This window comes from Streptococcus sp. SPS1, assembly GCF_030439915.1.
Lineage (GTDB): Bacteria > Bacillota > Bacilli > Lactobacillales > Streptococcaceae > Streptococcus.
On sequence record NZ_JAQFJG010000004.1, the window covers coordinates 59,084 to 78,425 of the forward strand.

The 19,342-nt window shown below is 38.6% G+C and carries 18 protein-coding genes and 1 pseudogene; 16 read left to right on the top strand and 3 right to left on the bottom strand.

Translation table 11 applies throughout. The annotated features are described in order from the left end of the window. Window positions 1–86: 86 nt before the first annotated feature. From yajC to gap, 11 genes are all read left to right on the top strand, one after another. Window positions 87–386 (top strand): preprotein translocase subunit YajC, encoded by a 300-nt coding sequence (yajC, locus tag PCY12_RS04650; RefSeq protein WP_023945658.1) that lies wholly within the window; start codon window positions 87–89, stop codon window positions 384–386. A 46-nt stretch (window positions 387–432) separates the two neighbouring features. Further along, the gene (locus tag PCY12_RS04655) at window positions 433–876 is read left to right on the top strand and encodes a low molecular weight protein-tyrosine-phosphatase (RefSeq protein WP_301351815.1); all 444 of its coding nucleotides are present in this window, start codon (window positions 433–435) and stop codon (window positions 874–876) included. Next, window positions 863–1,273, top strand: coding sequence for an MORN repeat-containing protein (locus PCY12_RS04660; protein WP_301351816.1), 411 nt, complete (start codon window positions 863–865; stop codon window positions 1,271–1,273). The genes PCY12_RS04655 and PCY12_RS04660 overlap by 14 nt, the downstream gene beginning before the upstream one ends. Before the next feature lie 298 nt (window positions 1,274–1,571). Continuing rightward, window positions 1,572–4,223: a bifunctional acetaldehyde-CoA/alcohol dehydrogenase gene (adhE, locus tag PCY12_RS04665; RefSeq protein ID WP_301351818.1), complete on the top strand. Its 2,652-nt coding sequence runs from the start codon at window positions 1,572–1,574 to the stop codon at window positions 4,221–4,223. A gap of 121 nt (window positions 4,224–4,344) precedes the next feature. Beyond that, window positions 4,345–5,262, top strand: coding sequence for an XRE family transcriptional regulator (locus tag PCY12_RS04670; RefSeq protein WP_301351820.1), 918 nt, complete (start codon window positions 4,345–4,347; stop codon window positions 5,260–5,262). Between the two features lie 458 nt (window positions 5,263–5,720). Next, window positions 5,721–6,011, top strand: a complete 291-nt coding sequence (locus PCY12_RS04675) for a hypothetical protein (protein ID WP_050248117.1) — start codon at window positions 5,721–5,723, stop codon at window positions 6,009–6,011. Window positions 6,012–6,311: 300 nt separating this feature from the next. After that, complete coding sequence (locus PCY12_RS04680; RefSeq protein ID WP_301351821.1) at window positions 6,312–6,896, top strand: ATP-binding cassette domain-containing protein; 585 nt, start codon at window positions 6,312–6,314, stop codon at window positions 6,894–6,896. Between the two features lie 11 nt (window positions 6,897–6,907). Beyond that, window positions 6,908–8,116, top strand: a complete 1,209-nt coding sequence (locus PCY12_RS04685) for a hypothetical protein (RefSeq protein WP_301351822.1) — start codon at window positions 6,908–6,910, stop codon at window positions 8,114–8,116. Continuing rightward, the gene (locus PCY12_RS04690) at window positions 8,097–8,780 is read left to right on the top strand and encodes an ABC transporter ATP-binding protein (protein ID WP_301351823.1); all 684 of its coding nucleotides are present in this window, start codon (window positions 8,097–8,099) and stop codon (window positions 8,778–8,780) included. The genes PCY12_RS04685 and PCY12_RS04690 overlap by 20 nt, the downstream gene beginning before the upstream one ends. After that, the gene (locus tag PCY12_RS04695; RefSeq protein WP_301351824.1) at window positions 8,749–10,050 is read left to right on the top strand and encodes an ABC transporter permease; all 1,302 of its coding nucleotides are present in this window, start codon (window positions 8,749–8,751) and stop codon (window positions 10,048–10,050) included. Before PCY12_RS04690 ends, PCY12_RS04695 begins: the two co-directional genes overlap by 32 nt. A gap of 176 nt (window positions 10,051–10,226) precedes the next feature. Further along, window positions 10,227–11,237: a type I glyceraldehyde-3-phosphate dehydrogenase gene (gene gap, locus PCY12_RS04700; RefSeq protein WP_049512662.1), complete on the top strand. Its 1,011-nt coding sequence runs from the start codon at window positions 10,227–10,229 to the stop codon at window positions 11,235–11,237. 68 nt (window positions 11,238–11,305) lie between these two features. Here the strand turns inward: gap and PCY12_RS04705 are convergent, their stop codons facing one another. Next, a complete protein-coding gene (locus PCY12_RS04705) occupies window positions 11,306–12,181 on the bottom strand; it encodes an RluA family pseudouridine synthase (protein ID WP_301351826.1) in 876 nt (291 codons plus the stop codon). 86 nt (window positions 12,182–12,267) lie between these two features. Here PCY12_RS04705 and pbp2a point away from each other — a divergent pair, with 86 nt between their 5' ends. Then, a complete protein-coding gene (pbp2a, locus tag PCY12_RS04710) occupies window positions 12,268–14,463 on the top strand; it encodes a penicillin-binding protein PBP2A (RefSeq protein ID WP_301351827.1) in 2,196 nt (731 codons plus the stop codon). 235 nt (window positions 14,464–14,698) lie between these two features. Here pbp2a and PCY12_RS04715 read toward each other — a convergent pair. Then, a pseudogene (locus PCY12_RS04715) lies at window positions 14,699–14,974 on the bottom strand (helix-turn-helix domain-containing protein); the annotation flags it as partial. A 334-nt stretch (window positions 14,975–15,308) separates the two neighbouring features. Here PCY12_RS04715 and ccpA point away from each other — a divergent pair. Then, window positions 15,309–16,319: a catabolite control protein A gene (ccpA, locus tag PCY12_RS04720; protein ID WP_301351828.1), complete on the top strand. Its 1,011-nt coding sequence runs from the start codon at window positions 15,309–15,311 to the stop codon at window positions 16,317–16,319. Window positions 16,320–16,382: 63 nt separating this feature from the next. Beyond that, a complete protein-coding gene (locus PCY12_RS04725) occupies window positions 16,383–16,685 on the top strand; it encodes a hypothetical protein (RefSeq protein WP_301351830.1) in 303 nt (100 codons plus the stop codon). A 28-nt stretch (window positions 16,686–16,713) separates the two neighbouring features. Here the strand turns inward: PCY12_RS04725 and PCY12_RS04730 are convergent, their stop codons facing one another. Continuing rightward, on the bottom strand, window positions 16,714–17,676 hold the full coding sequence (locus PCY12_RS04730) for an asparaginase (RefSeq protein ID WP_301351832.1): 963 nt from the start codon (window positions 17,674–17,676) through the stop codon (window positions 16,714–16,716). 65 nt (window positions 17,677–17,741) lie between these two features. Here PCY12_RS04730 and PCY12_RS04735 point away from each other — a divergent pair, with 65 nt between their 5' ends. Then, window positions 17,742–19,133 carry a Cof-type HAD-IIB family hydrolase gene (locus PCY12_RS04735; RefSeq protein ID WP_301351834.1) on the top strand — a complete coding sequence of 464 codons (1,392 nt, stop codon included), beginning with the start codon at window positions 17,742–17,744 and terminating at the stop codon, window positions 19,131–19,133. Next, the gene (locus tag PCY12_RS04740) at window positions 19,130–19,324 is read left to right on the top strand and encodes a hypothetical protein (protein ID WP_301351836.1); all 195 of its coding nucleotides are present in this window, start codon (window positions 19,130–19,132) and stop codon (window positions 19,322–19,324) included. The genes PCY12_RS04735 and PCY12_RS04740 overlap by 4 nt, the downstream gene beginning before the upstream one ends. The last annotated feature ends 18 nt before the right edge of the window (window positions 19,325–19,342 follow it).

Below are 19,342 nucleotides of genomic sequence, written 5' to 3' on the forward strand. Positions count from 1 at the left end.
TTCTTACTAGAAAAGCAAGGTACAATCTTGTAAAAGTAGCTGAAATTTGATATAGTAGTCCTATGTAAAAGACAAAGGAGAAACGAATGAATCCAAATTATACATTTTTAATCATGCTAGCCCTTATGTTGGGCTTGATGTTCTTTACGCAACGTTCTCAAAAGAAACAAGCAAAAAAACGTATGGAAAGCTTAAATAAGCTGCAAAAAGGCTATGAAGTGATTACAATCGGTGGACTTTACGGAACAGTCGATGAAGTAGATACGGAGAAGGGAACAATTGTTCTTGATGTAGATGGAGTTTACTTGACTTTTGAATTAGCTGCTATCAAGACCGTATTACCGCTGAAAGAAACAGCTTCACTAGAAGGCGCAATTGAAAAATAAGACGGGATTACGAACTCCCGTTTTTCTATAAAAGAAAGGAAATGGGATGAAAAAACTAGTCTTTGTCTGTCTAGGAAATATTTGCCGTAGCCCTATGGCCGAGTTTGTGATGAAATCGATGACAGATAACTACGAAATCCAAAGTCGAGCGACGTCCTCTTGGGAACATGGCAATCCGATTCATAAGGGGACTCAGGGAATTTTGCAACAGTATGAGATTCCTTATGACAAAGGCAAGACATCGCTTCAGATTAGTAAGGAAGATTTTGAAGCCTTTGATTATATTATCGGCATGGATGCTTCAAATGTTTCTGACTTACGTCAGATGTGTCCAGCAGACTGTCAAGATAAGATTTACTCATTTGCATCTGAAAGTGTTCCAGATCCTTGGTATACAGGAGATTTTGAGGAAACCTATCAGCGTGTTCAAGAGGGCTGTCAAGCTTGGTTAGAACGTTTAGAAAAGGAGAGTGAAGGTGGAAAATCTTAAGAATGTTTACGAAAAGTATCGAGTGTATCTGACTCGTCCACGTTTAGAGCTTTTAGCAGTAGTTGCCATTGTTTTCTGTGCTGTACTCGTCTTTTTTCTAAATATTCCCGGAAAAGGTGTTCTAAAGCTTGATAATGGAACGATTGTTTACGACGGTAGTCTTGTACGTGGTAAAATGAATGGCCAAGGAACCATTACCTTCCAAAATGGGGACCAATATACAGGTGGTTTCAACAATGGAGCCTTCAACGGAAAAGGCACCTTTCAATCCAAAGAAGGCTGGACCTACGAAGGTGATTTTGTAAATGGTCAGGCTGAAGGAAAAGGAAAACTAACAACAGAACAAGAAGTCGTTTATGAAGGGACTTTTAAACAAGGCGTTTTTCAACAAAAATAAAGCCTCCTTATCAAAGGAGGCATTGTTAGAATTACAAAGTAAGCGCTTACCTGCAAATCCCTATCTTTCCAAGCTCCTCTTCCAAGCAAGTTTGTGAAATAAAAAACATTTGAAATAAATTTCACAAACTTTAAAAGAAAAGCTTGCTAAGAAAAGAAAATAACAAACATTTCACAAGGTGCTAAAAATTCTTTGTGAAATACTTATGAAACTGTTTACAAAATATAAATAATGCGTTATAATAAACTTGTGAAAAAATTAACAAAGGATTAAATCCTTGATAGCTATGGAGGAAAATATGGCTGATAAAAAAACTGTGACACCAGAGGAAAAGAAACTCGCTGCTGAAAAACACGTAGATGGCTTGGTGCAAAAAGCTCTAGTTGCTCTTGAGGAAATGCGTAAACTCGATCAAGAACAGGTCGACTACATCGTAGCTAAAGCGTCAGTGGCAGCTTTGGATGCCCACGGAGAATTGGCTCTACATGCCTATGAAGAAACAGGACGTGGTGTATTTGAAGACAAAGCGACTAAGAACTTGTTTGCTTGTGAACACGTAGTAAACAACATGCGTCATACTAAGACAGTTGGCGTTATCGAAGAAGACGATGTAACAGGTTTAACCCTTATTGCTGAACCAGTTGGTGTTGTTTGTGGTATCACTCCTACAACAAACCCAACATCAACAGCAATCTTCAAATCATTGATTTCATTGAAGACACGTAACCCAATCGTCTTTGCCTTCCACCCATCAGCACAAGAATCATCTGCTCATGCGGCACGTATCGTCCGCGATGCAGCTATCGCAGCTGGTGCTCCTGAAAACTGTGTGCAATGGATTACTGAACCATCTATGGAAGCAACTAGTGCCCTTATGAACCACGAAGGTATTGCAACAATCCTTGCAACAGGTGGTAATGCCATGGTTAAAGCCGCATACTCATGTGGTAAACCAGCTCTTGGGGTAGGTGCCGGAAACGTGCCAGCTTATGTTGAAAAATCAGCAAACATTCGTCAAGCAGCACACGATATCGTCATGTCTAAATCATTTGATAATGGTATGGTCTGTGCATCTGAACAAGCGGTTATCATTGATAAAGAAATTTACGATGAATTTGTAGCAGAGTTCAAATCTTACCACACTTACTTTGTAAACAAAAAAGAAAAAGCTCTTCTTGAAGAATTCTGCTTCGGCGTGAAAGCAAACAGCAAAAACTGTGCTGGTGCGAAATTGAACGCTGACATCGTTGGTAAACCAGCAACTTGGATTGCAGAGCAAGCAGGATTTACAGTTCCAGAAGGAACAAACATTCTTGCTGCAGAATGTAAAGAAGTTGGTGAAAACGAGCCATTGACTCGTGAAAAATTATCACCAGTTATCGCAGTTTTGAAATCTGAAAGCCGTGAAGATGGTATTACTAAGGCTCGTCAAATGGTTGAATTTAACGGTCTTGGACACTCAGCAGCCATCCACACAGCTGACGAAGAATTGACTAAAGAATTTGGTAAAGCTGTTAAAGCTATTCGTGTTATCTGTAACTCACCTTCTACTTTCGGTGGTATCGGGGACGTTTACAATGCCTTCTTGCCATCATTGACACTTGGATGTGGTTCTTACGGACGCAACTCAGTTGGGGATAACGTTAGTGCCATTAACCTCTTGAATATCAAAAAAGTCGGAAGACGGAGAAATAACATGCAATGGATGAAACTTCCTTCAAAAACATACTTTGAACGTGATTCAATTCAATACCTTCAAAAATGTCGTGACGTTGAACGTGTCATGATCGTTACTGACCATGCCATGGTAGAGCTTGGTTTCCTTGATCGTATCATCGAACAACTTGACCTTCGTCGCAATAAGGTTGTTTACCAAATCTTTGCTGATGTAGAACCAGATCCAGATATCACAACTGTAAACCGTGGTACTGAGATTATGCGTGCCTTCAAACCAGATACAATCATCGCTCTCGGTGGTGGATCTCCAATGGATGCTGCTAAAGTAATGTGGCTCTTCTACGAACAACCAGAAGTGGACTTCCGTGACCTTGTCCAAAAATTCATGGATATCCGTAAACGTGCCTTCAAATTCCCATTGCTTGGTAAGAAGACTAAATTCATCGCGATTCCAACTACATCTGGTACAGGGTCTGAAGTAACACCATTTGCCGTTATCTCTGATAAAGCGAATAACCGTAAATACCCAATCGCTGACTACTCATTGACACCAACTGTGGCAATCGTAGACCCTGCTTTGGTATTGACAGTTCCTGGATTTGTTGCTGCGGACACTGGTATGGACGTATTGACCCACGCGACTGAAGCTTACGTATCACAAATGGCTAGCGACTACACTGACGGTCTTGCACTTCAAGCCATCAAGCTTGTATTCGAAAACCTTGAAAGCTCAGTTAAGAATGCAGACTTCCATTCACGTGAAAAAATGCACAACGCTTCAACTATTGCTGGTATGGCCTTTGCCAATGCCTTCCTAGGTATTTCTCACTCAATGGCCCATAAGATTGGTGCCCAATTCCACACAATCCACGGTCGTACAAATGCTATCTTGCTTCCATACGTCATCCGCTACAACGGTACACGTCCAGCCAAGACAGCAACATGGCCTAAGTACAACTACTACCGTGCAGATGAAAAATACCAAGATATCGCACGCATGCTTGGTCTTCCAGCTTCTACTCCAGAAGAAGGTGTGGAATCTTACGCAAAAGCTGTCTACGAACTTGGTGAGCGCGTAGGTATCCAAATGAACTTCAAAGCACAAGGAATTGATGAAAAAGAATGGAAAGAACATTCTCGTGAATTGGCCTTCCTTGCTTATGAAGATCAATGTTCACCAGCTAACCCACGTCTTCCAATGGTTGACCACATGCAAGAAATCATCGAAGATGCTTACTATGGCTACAAAGAAAGACCAGGACGCCGTAAATAATTGTTATCAGCCTAGAGGCAGGAATTTCCTGTCTCTTTTTTGTAATTCTATTTGAAAAATGGTATAATCATCGCATATATTTATTTGAAAATCAAATCTTTTATAATCATGCGAGGGGCAAATGAACAAGATAAATGAGTTAGGGGATAAAGTGCGACTTTTAAGAGAGGAGAAAGGCCTTAGTCGTCCAGTTTTTTGCGGGGATGAATCCGAATTATCAGTCCGTCAGTTGGTGAGAATCGAAAAAGGAGAATTTCGCCCGACGATAAAAACACTAGAATATATTGCAGATAGATTAGAAATTCCGTCCTACGTCTTGATGCCAGATTATAAGGAATTACCCAAGCGTTACCAAGAATTAAAGTACTTTCTTTTACATCATCCTGACTATGGAGACAAGGAGTTGCAGGAACAAAAGGAAGAATATTTCGATGAGATTTTTGAGAATTTTTATGATGATTTGCCACGTGATGAGAAGATGATAGTGGATTGTCTTCAAGCTATAGATGCAGTGAGAGCGACGGATAATGAACAGTATGGGATAGCGCTTTTAGATGAATCTTTTGAGGAACTATGGAATCAAAGAGAATTTTCCTTTTCAGATCTTTTAAAAATTAGATTGTATTTTTTGTGTAGTTATTTAGAAAATATAAAAAAAGGACAGTTATCTATTAGCGAACAGCAGAAACTTCAATTAATGTTTCAAAAAGTATGTGATAACGTAGAAAATAGCAGTACGGACGATTTATTTCTTGTTCGTGATGTATTATTTGCAGGGCTGGGAAGTTGTGAATTATTGAATGACTTAGAGTTATTTAAGTTAGCTGTGGAAAAACTTAATTGGATTTCTGAAAAAACACGAGATTTTCAAAAACAACCGATTGTCTTGATGGTGGAGTGGAAATATTATCTTCGGACTGATTATGATACGGCAAAACAAAAGTATGAAGAAGCAAAAATGATGGCGAGGATGTTTGGCAATGAGAAGTTAATCGTTAGTTTAGATAAGGAATGGAGTAAGGATAATAAAAGAGTCTAAGGAAAACTTGACAGTAGAAAACGAAGTAAATGTTTTCACAATAAAAGGCATAATATCAGTCATACAAAAACTTTGATATTATGCCTTTTATTATGGAAAGACGTTTTAAATATTAGCTTTGAATTGAATTTTTGTCTAGTCTAATTTATATTATATTTTGAGAAATGTGATATTTTTGAATACTAGTTTAGATAGCTTTTTACTCTAATTTTACCAGTTTAAATAAAATAGTGACATTTCTGTCATTGGAGAATTTTTTATAAACTGATATAATCCAATGTGTAAGCAAGAAGTTTACTAATTTTTGTTTACTTGAAAAGTTATTGAATAATGTAATTTATCATTAACTTCATTTATATAAAAGGAGGTAGTTAAAGATGGTTAAGTTTTTTTCACTTTTAGGAACGTTGCTTTGGTGGAAATAGACAATCGTTGCTATTTTTATGAAGGTGAGAAGCATGCTAGAATTTGAACGAATAAATAATGTTTTATTGCCTAGCATGTCAGAAGTTGGAGATGTACTGCTCATTCGACAAACGCTATCAACTCTTCTTCAAGCGGAAATAAGAGTTAACGGCTATTTATTGGATTTGATTACAATAAAACCCCAGATATTAAAAATCTATCCATTAGTCGGTATAGCAAATAATGCACTTATTATTGTACGAGAAGTAAATGAGGGACTTGATATGACGTTGGAGAATAACAGGACATTTAGGAATATTGATTTTTTCAGAAGATTAAAGTAGGAATCACAGAAAAGGAGAAAGAATAAATGTGGCGTTGGGTATGGAGAATTATAAAATGGATTCTGATTAGTTTGATATGGGAAGCTATCTGGGGCTGGGTTAAACAATGGTTTAGTAAATAGGAGGAATTATTATGTGGAGCTTCGTATGGAGAATTATCAGATGGATTATTATTGACTGGATTTTAACAGCAATTTGGGGCTGGGTTAAACAGTGGTTCTAGTTTAGAAATTAATAGAACAGAGTTGATTTTTACATAAAATATTAGTAAAATTAGAAATTAATATAAAAGGAGAAAAAATGAAAGTAGAGAACATTTCGTATAGGATAAATAGTAGGATACTGTTTAACAATATTTCTTTTGATACTTCAAATTCAGGTCTTACACTGATTACTGGAAAAAATGGCTCAGGAAAGTCAACATTATTGAAAGTATTACTAGGAATTGTTCAACCACATTCTGGCTCATTGATTTTTGAAGAAAAAGTTAGCTATGTTCCAGATTCTTCGGACAACTATTTCATTGGTTTATCTCCTAATTTATTATTCGGATTTTTACAGAAACAATTTTTTATTGAAACAAATTTGTTCGAAGAACGGTTAAGAGAATTACGAGAACAATTTTATTTGAATGAGAAATTAATGACACAAACAATTCAATCATTGTCATTAGGAGAAAAGAAAAAAGTAATGCTTATAGCAGCATTTTTATTGGATTCGGACTTGTATGTTATGGATGAACCTTTATCAGGTTTAGATCAAATTTCGGTTGAAAATCTGCTTCAATTGATGGAGCAAAAGATAAATCTAGGCAAACACTTCATTATTGTAAGTCACGAGAGGCAAGAAATTTTACCGACAGTTGATCAGATTATTTCTTTGTAGAGGAAAGTTATATGGAAAAGTTTTATTATTCTATTACTCTATTATTCCTATCTCGACAGGGATACTGGAATGATTCGAATAATGTTAAGGAATTATCGTTGCTTCAATCGACCTACAAATATTTTTTTTCATCTGTTAGTTTGATTTTTATATTTTGTTTTGCTAAACAAGAAGTTTATAAGCTATTAAGTGCAAATCAAATTTGGGGTATCCTATCATACTTTGAATTAGTAAAAATACTTGTTCCTGCAATTTTGTTATTAGGAATAATTTATGAAAATATTTATGTTTTAAAAACTAAAACAGAGAGTACAATGAGGATATTTTTCAATGTCACAGGGAGAGAATTTTGGAATATAGTATTTTTAAAGAATTTAATTCTAGTTTCCCCCATCTTAGTAGTTATTTTTTTCTATGATATTTCTTTAGGAATATTTGCGTGTCTACTTGTTTTTTTACTTAATAGTATATTTTTTATACCGAAAATCAGGTATGTTAGGCCAAGGTTTAAAAAATCGTTCAGTATGACCTATTTATTATCTGTCGTTGATGGTTTGACGGTGTTTAAAGCGATGACTATACCTGTATTTTCAACTTTTATGTTTATGTTCATGTGGTTGGTTTTACCAGATTTTTTAGGAATTGATATCTCGAATAAAGCGATGATATTGAATACAGCTTTATTTTCAGGGACAGTATTTTTTAGCAATAAAGGGATAAATTTTTATTTTCTTACTTTAAATAAGGACTTCCCTTATCTTAAGGCTGTGGGGGTCAATCTTAATAGGTTTATAAAAAAAAGAATTTGGTCTTTAAATTTTATTAGTATCTTAGTTCCGTCGATCTCGCTATATTTCTTTTTAAATTATCTGGGGTACGGTTTTATAGATATTTCCCTATTTCTTTTCGGAGTTTCTCTAGCATATTTTTTATGCCAAGGGATACAAATGTTAGAGATAATTATATTTAGAAAGTATCATTTCAAGAATGCGAAAGAATTAGATGCTTTTTCAATTCCTATAAATACAAGGATAACGTTGTGCATTATTCGCTTCGTACCAATTATGGTTTGCTTATTATTCAATCAAATTAAACTATTTGGTTTATGGGGCTTGATATTGTTAAATATAGTTTATATCAGTATTATTTATTGTAGTTTATATCGACATATGTTGTCAAAAGTAATTAAAGGAGATAATCATGTCCATTTTATCCATTAAAAATATTTCAAAGTTTTACACTTTGGACGGTAAACATCAAGAGCAGGCTCTAAGAAATATAAACCTGCAGATTGCAAAAGGTAAAATTACAGCGATTTATGGTCCGTCAGGCTGTGGCAAAACCAGTCTACTCAATATCATCAGTGGTTTAGATAGACAATATGAAGGAGATTTAGAGTTTAAAGGGGAATCCCTCCGTGACTTATCAGAGATTGAACTAACTCAATTTCGTAAAAACAAGATTGGATTTGTGTTTCAAAACTTTAACCTCATTCCTCATCAGTCTGTCTTGGACAATGTCAAGCTACCTCTCTATGTCAAAGATTTATCTGACAGGGAGATGACAATGATTGCAAAGGAGCAATTAAGTAACTTGGGCATGGAGCCTTTTGTAGCTAAAAATGTTAAACAACTTTCTGGCGGACAAAAGCAACGTGTAGCAATAGCGCGTGCTTTGGTGAATCAGCCTGATATGATTGTAGCAGATGAGCCAACGGGTTCGCTGGATTCTCAATCCCAAGAAAAGGTATTGGAGGTATTTAAAAATTTAGCCCAAACAGGGAAAACAGTATTGATTGTAACCCATAATCCAGAGGTTGCCGAATATGCAGATGTGATTATCAAAATGAAGGATGGTGAAGTCGTTGAAGAAGTCAAAAAATAAAGGATTATCATTGAAAAATAAATTCAAACTTTCTTTAAATAACTTTCTGGAAAGAAAGTGGCGTAACCTATTGATTGCGCTAGCAACCTCAATCGGTTTTGTAGGAGTCTTAATTTCTTTCGGCTTGGGAAATGCATTGATTTCGATGATTGATGAAAATACGAATGGAGGTCAAATCCCTTCTCAAGTTCAGATTGCTTTAAACACAAAAAATGTTGGACGAGGCTTCTTGAACCAAGATGATAAGAACTATATCACGGATACAGTTGGAAAAGAAGCTATTAAATATTTGGAGAGTCCTTTTGGGATGATCATGTCAAATATTACTATAGATGGTCAAGAAATGGATCTGAGTCAAACGATGCCTTCTTATGCTCAAGTAGTGAGTCTATATGAGGATACAAGTATTTCTGTTAGTAGTAATGAGGCGGACAAAGTATTAGCTGGCTCCCTCTATACTGATGCAAATGAACAGGGCTTGACGATTCCAAGCAGTTTACTAAAAAATTGGAATGAACAGACAGGAAACAATCTGACAGCTACTGATCTTATTGGCAAATCAGTCTCAGCAAGTATTGTAGAAAATGCTGCCGAAGCTAGCAAGACTGCTCAATTTCAAACAAAGATTGTGCGTGTGATCAATGATGAAGATGACATGGAGGACAGCAATAGTTTCATGCCGTCTCATCAAATGGAAACGATTTTGAAAGAGGCTGGATTTACAAAAGCTGTATCTTATTTTATCTTGGAACTCAAAGATCCATCACAGACAAAAGCGATAACAGAAGAATTGCAGAAAAACAAGAAGTATACTGTTCTTTCTCAACAGAAGGTTCTTGATATTGTGATTACTTTTATTCGTGTCATTCAGGGATTGTTGATTGTACTTTCATCACAAGCTATTGTGGTAGCAGCGGTCATGATTGGTATCATTATTTACATCAATATCATGCAACGTTCTAAGGAAATAGGTGTCATGAAGGCAGTTGGTTATCAAAATCGTGATGTCAAAGGAATTTTTATTTACGAGGCTATCTGGATTGTAGGAATCGCCTTGCTGCTGGCATTTTTGGTTGCACAAGGGGTGGGAAGTTTGGCGAATGCGATTGTAAGTCACTTTTACCCATCCATCACGAAGGTTTTTGAATTAAATTTGTTATCTGTTTTAGGAACTCTAGCTTTCGCTCTCTTGCTTGGTTATGTATCAGCTTACTTCCCGGCGCGTAAAATTAGTAAAATGGATCCTGTAGAATCGCTACGATATGAATAGTAAGGGATTACTTGATTTACAGTTTAAAAAAGAAACTAACATAGAAAAACAATGTCCGTACTTGCAATTAAACTTAAATAGTTATATAATAGGTTTGTTGAAAGGTGATTTGTAGTGATTCAAGTTACTCTTTTCACAATAAAAATTTCATGATTTTCATAAGGAGGAAATCACTAATGGTAGTTAAAGTTGGTATTAACGGTTTCGGACGTATCGGTCGTCTTGCTTTCCGTCGTATCCAAAACGTAGAAGGTGTTGAAGTTACACGCATCAACGACCTTACAGATCCAGTTATGCTTGCACACTTGTTGAAATACGACACAACTCAAGGTCGTTTCGACGGTACTGTTGAAGTTAAAGAAGGTGGATTCGAAGTTAACGGTAAATTCGTTAAAGTTTCTGCTGAACGTGATCCAGAACAAATCGACTGGGCTAACGACGGTGTAGACATCGTTCTTGAAGCAACTGGTTTCTTTGCTACTAAAGCAGCTGCTGAAAAACACTTGCACGCTGGTGGTGCTAAGAAAGTTGTTATCACTGCTCCTGGTGGATCAGATGTTAAAACAGTTGTATTTAACACTAACCATGACGTTCTTGATGGTACTGAAACAGTTATCTCAGGTGCTTCATGTACTACAAACTGTTTGGCTCCAATGGCTAAAGCTCTTCATGACAACTTCGGTATCGTTGAAGGTTTGATGACTACTATCCACGGTTACACTGGTGACCAAATGGTTCTTGATGGACCACACCGTAAAGGTGACCTTCGCCGTGCTCGTGCTGCTGCAGCTAACATCGTTCCTAACTCAACTGGTGCTGCTAAAGCAATCGGTTTGGTTATCCCTGAATTGAACGGTAAATTGGATGGAGCTGCTCAACGTGTTCCTGTTCCAACAGGTTCTGTAACTGAATTGGTAGCAGTTCTTGAAAAGAACGTTACTGTTGATGAAGTGAACGCAGCTATGAAAGTAGCTTCAAACGAATCATACGGTTACACAGAAGATCCAATCGTATCTTCAGATATCGTAGGTATGTCTTACGGTTCATTGTTTGACGCAACTCAAACTAAAGTTCTTGACGTTGACGGTAAACAATTGGTTAAAGTTGTATCATGGTACGACAACGAAATGTCATACACTGCACAACTTGTTCGTACTCTTGAATACTTCGCAAAAATCGCTAAATAATTCTTGAGTCGATAAAAAGCAAGGCCTCTTGGTCTTGCTTTTCTTATATGGAAAAATGGATGACACAATCATCCATTCTTTTTTAATTCTTTTTCAAAAGTATTCGAGAGGGCAGTGAAGCTTAATTTCTCTAATGTAAGCGGATGGGTAAAGGACAGTCGAAAGGCATGAAGCATAAGCCGACTTGTTTTTGATTTACTATTATAGAGAGGGTCGCCTAGGATCGGGGAGTTATGATGGGAAAGGTGGACACGAATCTGATGGGTTCGCCCTGTCTTTAGTTTGCAACGAACCAAGGAAGTCTTATTTGAGAATTGCTTTAATCTGCTTACATGCGTTTCAGCATATTGCCCATTTTTTGCATCAACTATTCTTTTTCTACGATCATGGCGATCACGTCCAATTTTGTCTCTGAAAACAAGCTCTTTACGGTTGGCATTTCCATCAACTAGAGCCCAATATTCCCTAGAAATCTCTTTTTTCTCCAATAAGCGATTGAGAATGGGCAGGATAAAAGGATTTTTGGCAAAGAGAATCAAACCACTGGTTTCCATATCCAGGCGGTGAACGACATAGCAGGTTTGGCCAACATAGGCACTGACATGGTTAAGAAGGGCGATTTCGTTTGGCTGATTACCATGCGTTTTCATACCCTCAGGTTTGTTCACAATAACCAAGTGTTGATCTTGATAGACTTCTTGAATTAAGTCTGGGTTGCCCCAAGGGATTTCTTTTTCGGGATAATCTTCCTTGTCAAAAGTTAACTGGCAAATATCTCCAGGATTTACCATCTCGTTCCAGTGAACTTCTTCTTGGTTTATCAAAATATGTTTCTTGATTCTCAAAAAATGACGGATTTTTCTAGGGATGAGGAGTTGTTCCTCTAGTAATTGCTTAACCGTCATTGGAGGTAAAGAGGCGGGTAATGTAAATGTGAATTTCATACAGATATTGTAACAAAAAAAGCCCTATTTGGATAGAAAATAGCTAAATTCTTGTCTTCCTATGATGAAGATGATAAAATAAACGCATGAAATTAGATAAATTATTCGAGAAATTTCTTTCTCTTTTTAAAAAAGAAACAAGTGAACTAGAGGACTCTGATTCTACTAGCTTACGTCGCTCTCGTAGTGATCGAAAAAAATTAGCCCAAGTGGGTCCAATTCGAAAATTCTGGCGTCGCTATCACCTAACAAAGATTGTTCTTATACTAGGTTTGAGTGCAGGATTACTAGTTGGAACCTATTTGTTTGCTGTAGCCAAGTCAACCAATGTCAATGATTTGCAAAACGCCTTGAAAACTCGGACTATCATTTTTGACCGTGAAGAAAAAGAGGCTGGTGCCTTGTCTGGTCAAAAAGGAACCTACGTTGAACTGACTGACATCAGTAAAAACTTGCAGAATGCTGTTATTGCGACAGAAGATCGTTCTTTCTATAAAAACGACGGGATTAACTACGGCCGTTTCTTCTTGGCTATTGTCACTGCTGGTCGTTCAGGTGGTGGTTCTACTATTACCCAACAGCTGGCTAAAAACGCCTATTTGTCACAGGATCAAACTGTTGAGAGAAAAGCAAAAGAATTTTTCTTGGCTTTAGAATTGACTAAAAAATATAGCAAAAATCAGATCCTAACTATGTATCTTAACAACGCCTATTTTGGAAATGGTGTGTGGGGTGTAGAAGATGCGAGTAAGAAATACTTTGGAGTTTCTGCATCAGAAGTGAGTTTGGATCAAGCTGCGACTCTGGCAGGGATGCTCAAAGGGCCGGAACTGTATAATCCTTTGAATTCCGTAGAGGATTCTACCAATCGTCGCGATACTGTTTTGCAAAATATGGTTGCAGCGGGATATATTGATAAAAATCAAGAAACTGAAGCTGCAGAAGTTGATATGACTTCGCAATTGCACGATAAGTATGAAGGAAAAATTTCAGATTACCGCTATCCTTCTTACTTTGATGCTGTGGTTAATGAAGCTGTTTCCAAGTATAATCTAACAGAGGAAGAGATTGTCAATAATGGTTACCGCATTTATACAGAGCTGGATCAAAACTACCAAGCAAATATGCAGGTTGTCTATGAAAATACATCGCTATTTCCGAGAGCAGAGGATGGAACATTTGCACAATCAGGAAGTGTAGCTCTTGAACCGAAAACAGGAGGAGTTCGTGGAGTTGTCGGTCAAGTTGCTGACAATGATAAAACTGGATTCCGGAATTTCAACTATGCAACCCAATCAAAACGTAGCCCTGGTTCTACAATTAAGCCTTTAGTTGTTTATACGCCAGCAGTTGAGGCAGGTTGGGCTTTGAATAAGCTCTTGGATAACCATACCATGCAGTATAACAGCTATAAGGTTGATAACTATGCAGGAATCAAAACGAGTCGAGAAGTTCCTATGTATCAAGCCTTGGCAGAATCGCTTAATCTACCTGCTGTTGCCACTGTTAATGATTTGGGCCTTGATAAGGCTTTTGAGGCAGGAGAAAAATTCGGACTCAACATGGAAAAGGTCGACCGTGTTCTTGGCGTCGCCTTGGGAAGTGGTGTCGAAACCAATCCTCTGCAAATGGCTCAAGCATATGCTGCCTTTGCAAATGAAGGTTTAATGCCGGAAGCTCATTTTATTAGTAGAATTGAAAATGCTAGTGGACAGGTTATTGCAAGCCATAAAAATTCACAAAAACGGGTGCTTGATAAAGCTGTAGCTGACAAGATGACCAGTATGATGTTGGGGACGTTCACCAACGGAACTGGTGTTAGTTCATCACCTGCAGACTATGTCATGGCAGGGAAAACTGGTACAACCGAAGCAGTTTTTAATCCTGAATACACAAGTGACCAGTGGGTAATTGGTTATACTCCGGATGTAGTGATTAGTCACTGGCTTGGTTTTCCGACCACTGATGAAAATCACTATCTAGCAGGATCTACTTCAAACGGTGCAGCCCATGTCTTTAGAAATATTGCAAATACCATTTTACCTTATACGCCAGGAAGTACCTTTACAGTTGAAAATGCATATAAGAAAAATGGAATTGCACCAGCTAACACAAAAAGACAAGTACAAACTAATGATAATAGCCAGACAGATGATAATTTGTCTGATATTCGAGGACGTGCGCAAAGTCTAGTAGATGAGGCTAGTCGGGCTATCTCGGATGCTAAGATTAAGGAAAAAGCTCAAACAATATGGGATTCGGTAGTCAATCTATTTCGCTAGGGTATCCACATTAACTCCCTTAGCCTTGATCATCATTTCAGGAGAAAACTTTTGGTTATGGTAGTGGAGAATCTTTTCCTTTATACTCAATGAAAATCAAAGAGCAAACTAGGAAGCTAGCCACAGGTTGCTCAAAGTACAGCTTTGAGGTTGCAGATAAAACTGACGAAGTCAGTAACCATACGTATGGCAAGGTGAAGCTGACGTGGTTTGCTCTTTGATTTTCGAAGAGTATTAGTTCCTTGGTTAAGCTTGATTTCTTGACCGAGCGCTTGCGATGATTTTCATAAGACTGTTGAGCATAGTCGGCAGAATAAACCTCTTTAAAGCGCCCTTTTCCAAGACATTGTCGGACTGTCCCACGCTTGATTTCAGTATGGATAGTTTGAGGAGCTTTTCCAAGTAGAGAGGCAATTTCTCTATTTGATTTCCCTTCCTTTTTCCATCGTTCGATTAAGCGATGGCTATCGATTGTCAAATGTTTGCCTTTTGTAGTATAAATGTTTTGCATCTCTGTGCCTTTCTTGTGTTTTTGGTTGAACAACAAGTATAACACAGAGGTGTTTTCTTATGCCTATAACAGCTTCAAGCCTCTTATCAAATGAAATTGAGGACTAGCTATAAGCTAGTTGAACTATCTAATTTTTAGGAAGACTGGGTGGCTAACTTCATTATAGAACTTTCAAACATAGTTTTCTCTGAAATTTTTTCAAACAATCTTCAAAAAATACTTGAAAGTGTTTACAATTAGTGATAAAATGGAATAAGTAGAAGCATGAAAACGAAATTTTCATACCGCCTCTTTTTTTGGAGTCTCGTGAGGTATGATATAGAAAGGAAATAGAATGAATACAGACGATACAGTAACGATTTATGATGTCGCCCGTGAAGCAGGAGTTTCAATGGCGACGGTTAGCCGTGTAGTCAATGGCAATAAGAATGTAAAAGAGAACACCCGTAAAAAAGTGCTTGAGGTGATTGACCGTTTGGATTACCGTCCAAACGCTGTGGCGCGTGGTCTTGCAAGTAAAAAGACAACCACTGTCGGTGTCGTGATTCCAAATATTACCAATGGTTATTTTTCGAGTTTGGCCAAGGGGATTGATGATATTGCAGAAATGTACAAATACAATATTGTCCTAGCTAATAGCGATGAAGATAACGAGAAAGAAGTTTCTGTTGTCAATACTCTCTTTTCAAAGCAGGTAGATGGCATTATCTTTATGGGTTATCACTTGACAGATAAAATTCGCTCAGAATTTTCGCGTTCACGTACTCCGATTGTTCTCGCAGGAACTGTCGATGTTGAGCACCAGTTGCCAAGTGTCAATATTGACTATAAGCAAGCAACGATTGATGCAGTGAGTTACCTTGCTAAAGAAAATGAGCGTATTGCTTTCGTTAGCGGTCCGCTAGTGGATGACATCAATGGTAAGGTTCGTTTAGTTGGCTACAAGGAAGCCTTGAAAAAAGCAGGAATCGCTTATAGTGAGGGTTTGGTATTTGAATCTAAGTATAGCTATGATGATGGTTACGCCTTGGCAGAGCGTTTGATTTCATCAAATGCAACTGCAGCAGTTGTGACAGGTGATGAGTTGGCAGCAGGAGTCTTGAACGGTTTGGCTGATAAGGGTGTTTCTGTACCAGAAGAATTTGAAATTATTACTAGTGATGATTCACAAATCTCACGCTTTACCCGTCCAAACTTGACAACGATTGCTCAACCTCTTTATGACCTTGGTGCCATTAGTATGCGTATGTTGACTAAGATTATGCACAAGGAAGAGTTGGAAGAACGTGAAGTTCTCTTACCTCATGGATTGACAGAACGTCGTTCAACACGAAAACGTAAATAGAAAAAATCAGGGAATCGAGAAGATTTCCTGATTTTGTGCTCTTAAACAAGAGATGTCGACTCAATGAATACCACAGAGCGGACTAGGCGGCTGGTTAAAGGCTGCGCAACACACTGCTTTGAGGTTGTAGATGAAACTGACGAAGTCAGCTCAACACACTGTTTTGAGGTTGCAGATAGAACTGACGAAGTCAGCTCAAGGCACTGTTTTGAGGTTGCAGATAGAACTGACGAAGTCAGCTCAAAACATGTTTTTGAGGTTGTAGATGAAACTGACGAAGTCAGCTCAACACACTGTTTTGAGGTTGCAGATAGAACTGACGAAGTCAGCTCAAGGCACTGTTTTGAGGTTGCAGATGGAAGCTGATGCGGTTTGAAGAGATTTTCGAAGAGTATTAGCCTTCCATATAGTCTTTCAAAGCTTGTCCTTTTAGTCCGGCATTGAGGGCAATGAGGAGTTTCAAGCGGGCTTTTTGGGCATTGAGTTCTTTAACAAAGAAGACACCTGCCTTTTGCAACTGTACGCCTCCACCCTGGTAGGCATAAACAGGCTCGGCAATACCGTTAAAGCATCGTGATACCAGAGCGACTGGGATTCCTTTTTGCAGAAGGCTTTCTAATTTTTGAGCCGTTTCTTTGGGAATATTACCAGCTCCGAAGGCTTGGATAATCAAACCGTCCAATTGTTCCAAATCCAGCATATCAATCAGCTCATCTGTCATACCAGCATAAGCCGAGATGATAGGGACTAATCCTTGTATGTGATCAAGGTCAAAGCGGACACGAGGTTCAGCTGTTTTAAAGTAGAGTATTTCCTGTTTCATAATCAGGCCAAGTGGCCCGTGTGTTGGAGTCTGGAAGGTGCTGACGTTGGTCGTATGTGTTTTGGTGACATACTTGGCAGCGTGGATTTCATCGTTCATAACGACCAAAACTCCTTTGTCAGCAGCCCTGTCATCGCTAGCCACCCGTAAAGCACTCAGATAGTTATAAACACCGTCGCTACCGAGTTCGTTGGAGCTGCGCATGGCACCTGTTAGAACGATAGGCATATGGGGAACTTCCATGGTATCAAGGAAATAGGCTGTTTCCTCTAAAGTATCGGTCCCGTGTGTAATCACCACCCCATCGTAATTATCTGCTTCCTCTTTCATTTTTTGGTAGAGGGCCAGCATATGTTTGGGTTTGATATGGGGGCTTGGCAGGTTAAAAAAGTCTAAGGCGTGGACTTGGATTCCTTCAAGTGGGTTGGACACATGATTCATGGGATTATCTGAACTCGTCACAACAGCGCCAGAAGCATCGGCCTGCATGGAAATAGTCCCACCTGTATGTAAAACAAGGATTTTCTTAGGCATGATTTACTCACTCTTTCTGAAATGTGGTATAATCATTGTATCACAAAAGGGGAGATTGGGATAGGATGGAAGTCAAAGCTGTTTTTTTTGATATCGATGGAACCTTGGTTAACGATCGCAAGAGTGTTTTGAAATCCACTAAGGACGCGATTAAGATTGTCAAAGAACAAGGGGTGCTTGTCGGCGTAGCGACAGGGCGAGGACCTTTTTTTGTTAAGGAATTGATGGACGATTTGGATCTGGATTTTGCGGTAACCTACAATGGCCAGTATATCTTTAATAAAGAAAGAGTCTTGTTCACGAGCCCAATTTCCAAGTTACATTTGCGCCATCTAATTGCTTATGCTAAAAAAGAGGGCAAGGAGATTGCCCTAGGGACCAAGGATGCCATGCTGGGTTCTAAAATCATGTCTTTTGGTCTGGGTTCTTTTTCTCAACGAATCAGTCGCTTCGTTCCCTCTGTCTTAACTCGGACGGTGAGTCATTCCTTTAATCGCATGGTCAGCAAGGTTGTTCCCCAAAAGGAAGAAGACCTGCTTCATCTGATGAATCAGCCTATTTACCAAGTTTTGATGCTGATGACACCGGAAGAATCTGAGAAGGCGGCGGCTGATTTTGAAGACTTGAAATTGACACGTAGCAATCCTTTTGCAGCAGATGTCATCAATCAAGGAAACTCTAAATTGGAAGGCATACGCCGAGTTGGGAAAGAATATGGCTTTGACCTCAACCAAGTCATGGCTTTTGGTGACTCAGATAATGACCTTGAAATGCTGGCTGGTGTCGGTATGTCGGTCGCTATGGGAAATGGTAGTAGCAGTGTCAAGGAAGTTGCCAAACACATTACCACTAGCAATCAGCAAGACGGAATACACAAGGCCTTGGAACATTTTGGTGTTTTGGCTTCAGAAAAAGTTTTTGTCAGCCGTGACTATCATTTCAATAAGGTCAAGACCTTCCACCACATGATGGATGAACGGACCCAAGAAGAACCTCGAGCTTGGGATTTAGAAGGTGCAACCCACAGGGCTGGCTTTAAAATAGAAGAATTGGTGGAGTTTGTTCGAGCTGCCAGCCCTTCTGAAGAGGACTTTGGTCAAGCTCTATCGCAACTTCATCAAGCTCTTGATAAGGCAGCAGAGAAAGTAGCCAAGAAGACACCTGCTCAGCAAGATTTGGTAGGGCAGGTGGATGCCTTGATTGATACGCTTTACTTTACCTATGGTAGTTTTGTTTTGATGGGGGTGGACCCAGAACGTATTTTTGATATCGTCCATCAGGCCAATATGGGGAAAATTTTTCCAGATGGCAAGGCTCATTTTGATCCAGTGACCCACAAAATCTTAAAACCAGATGATTGGGAAGAAAAATATGCTCCAGAACCTGCTATTAAAAAGGAACTGCAGCGCCAGCTCAAGGCTTACGAACGCCATAAAGAGAGAAATAATACTCAATGAAAATCAAAGAGCAAACTAGGAAACTAGCCGCAGGTTGCTCAAAGCACTGCTTTGAGGTTGTGGATAGAACTGACGAAGTCAGCTCAAAACACTGTTTTGAGGTTGTGGATAGAACTGACGAAGTCAGTAACCATACCTACGGCAAGGCGACGTTGACGTGGTTTGAAGAGATTTTCGAAGAGTATAAATAGTAAATAAAAAGGAGCGCT

Excerpts from the sequence above, each read along its gene's own strand:
- yajC (WP_023945658.1), top strand. The coding sequence starts at position 87 with ATGAATCCAAATTATACATTTTTAATCATGCTAGCCCTTATGTTGGGC.
- PCY12_RS04655 (WP_301351815.1), top strand. The coding sequence starts at position 433 with ATGAAAAAACTAGTCTTTGTCTGTCTAGGAAATATTTGCCGTAGCCCT.
- adhE (WP_301351818.1), top strand. The coding sequence starts at position 1,572 with ATGGCTGATAAAAAAACTGTGACACCAGAGGAAAAGAAACTCGCTGCT.
- PCY12_RS04670 (WP_301351820.1), top strand. The coding sequence starts at position 4,345 with ATGAACAAGATAAATGAGTTAGGGGATAAAGTGCGACTTTTAAGAGAG.
- PCY12_RS04675 (WP_050248117.1), top strand. The coding sequence starts at position 5,721 with ATGCTAGAATTTGAACGAATAAATAATGTTTTATTGCCTAGCATGTCA.
- PCY12_RS04680 (WP_301351821.1), top strand. The coding sequence starts at position 6,312 with ATGAAAGTAGAGAACATTTCGTATAGGATAAATAGTAGGATACTGTTT.
- PCY12_RS04685 (WP_301351822.1), top strand. The coding sequence starts at position 6,908 with ATGGAAAAGTTTTATTATTCTATTACTCTATTATTCCTATCTCGACAG.
- PCY12_RS04690 (WP_301351823.1), top strand. The coding sequence starts at position 8,097 with ATGTCCATTTTATCCATTAAAAATATTTCAAAGTTTTACACTTTGGAC.
- PCY12_RS04695 (WP_301351824.1), top strand. The coding sequence starts at position 8,749 with ATGGTGAAGTCGTTGAAGAAGTCAAAAAATAAAGGATTATCATTGAAA.
- gap (WP_049512662.1), top strand. The coding sequence starts at position 10,227 with ATGGTAGTTAAAGTTGGTATTAACGGTTTCGGACGTATCGGTCGTCTT.
- PCY12_RS04705 (WP_301351826.1), bottom strand. The coding sequence starts at position 12,181 with ATGAAATTCACATTTACATTACCCGCCTCTTTACCTCCAATGACGGTT.
- pbp2a (WP_301351827.1), top strand. The coding sequence starts at position 12,268 with ATGAAATTAGATAAATTATTCGAGAAATTTCTTTCTCTTTTTAAAAAA.
- ccpA (WP_301351828.1), top strand. The coding sequence starts at position 15,309 with ATGAATACAGACGATACAGTAACGATTTATGATGTCGCCCGTGAAGCA.
- PCY12_RS04725 (WP_301351830.1), top strand. The coding sequence starts at position 16,383 with ATGAATACCACAGAGCGGACTAGGCGGCTGGTTAAAGGCTGCGCAACA.
- PCY12_RS04730 (WP_301351832.1), bottom strand. The coding sequence starts at position 17,676 with ATGCCTAAGAAAATCCTTGTTTTACATACAGGTGGGACTATTTCCATG.
- PCY12_RS04735 (WP_301351834.1), top strand. The coding sequence starts at position 17,742 with ATGGAAGTCAAAGCTGTTTTTTTTGATATCGATGGAACCTTGGTTAAC.
- PCY12_RS04740 (WP_301351836.1), top strand. The coding sequence starts at position 19,130 with ATGAAAATCAAAGAGCAAACTAGGAAACTAGCCGCAGGTTGCTCAAAG.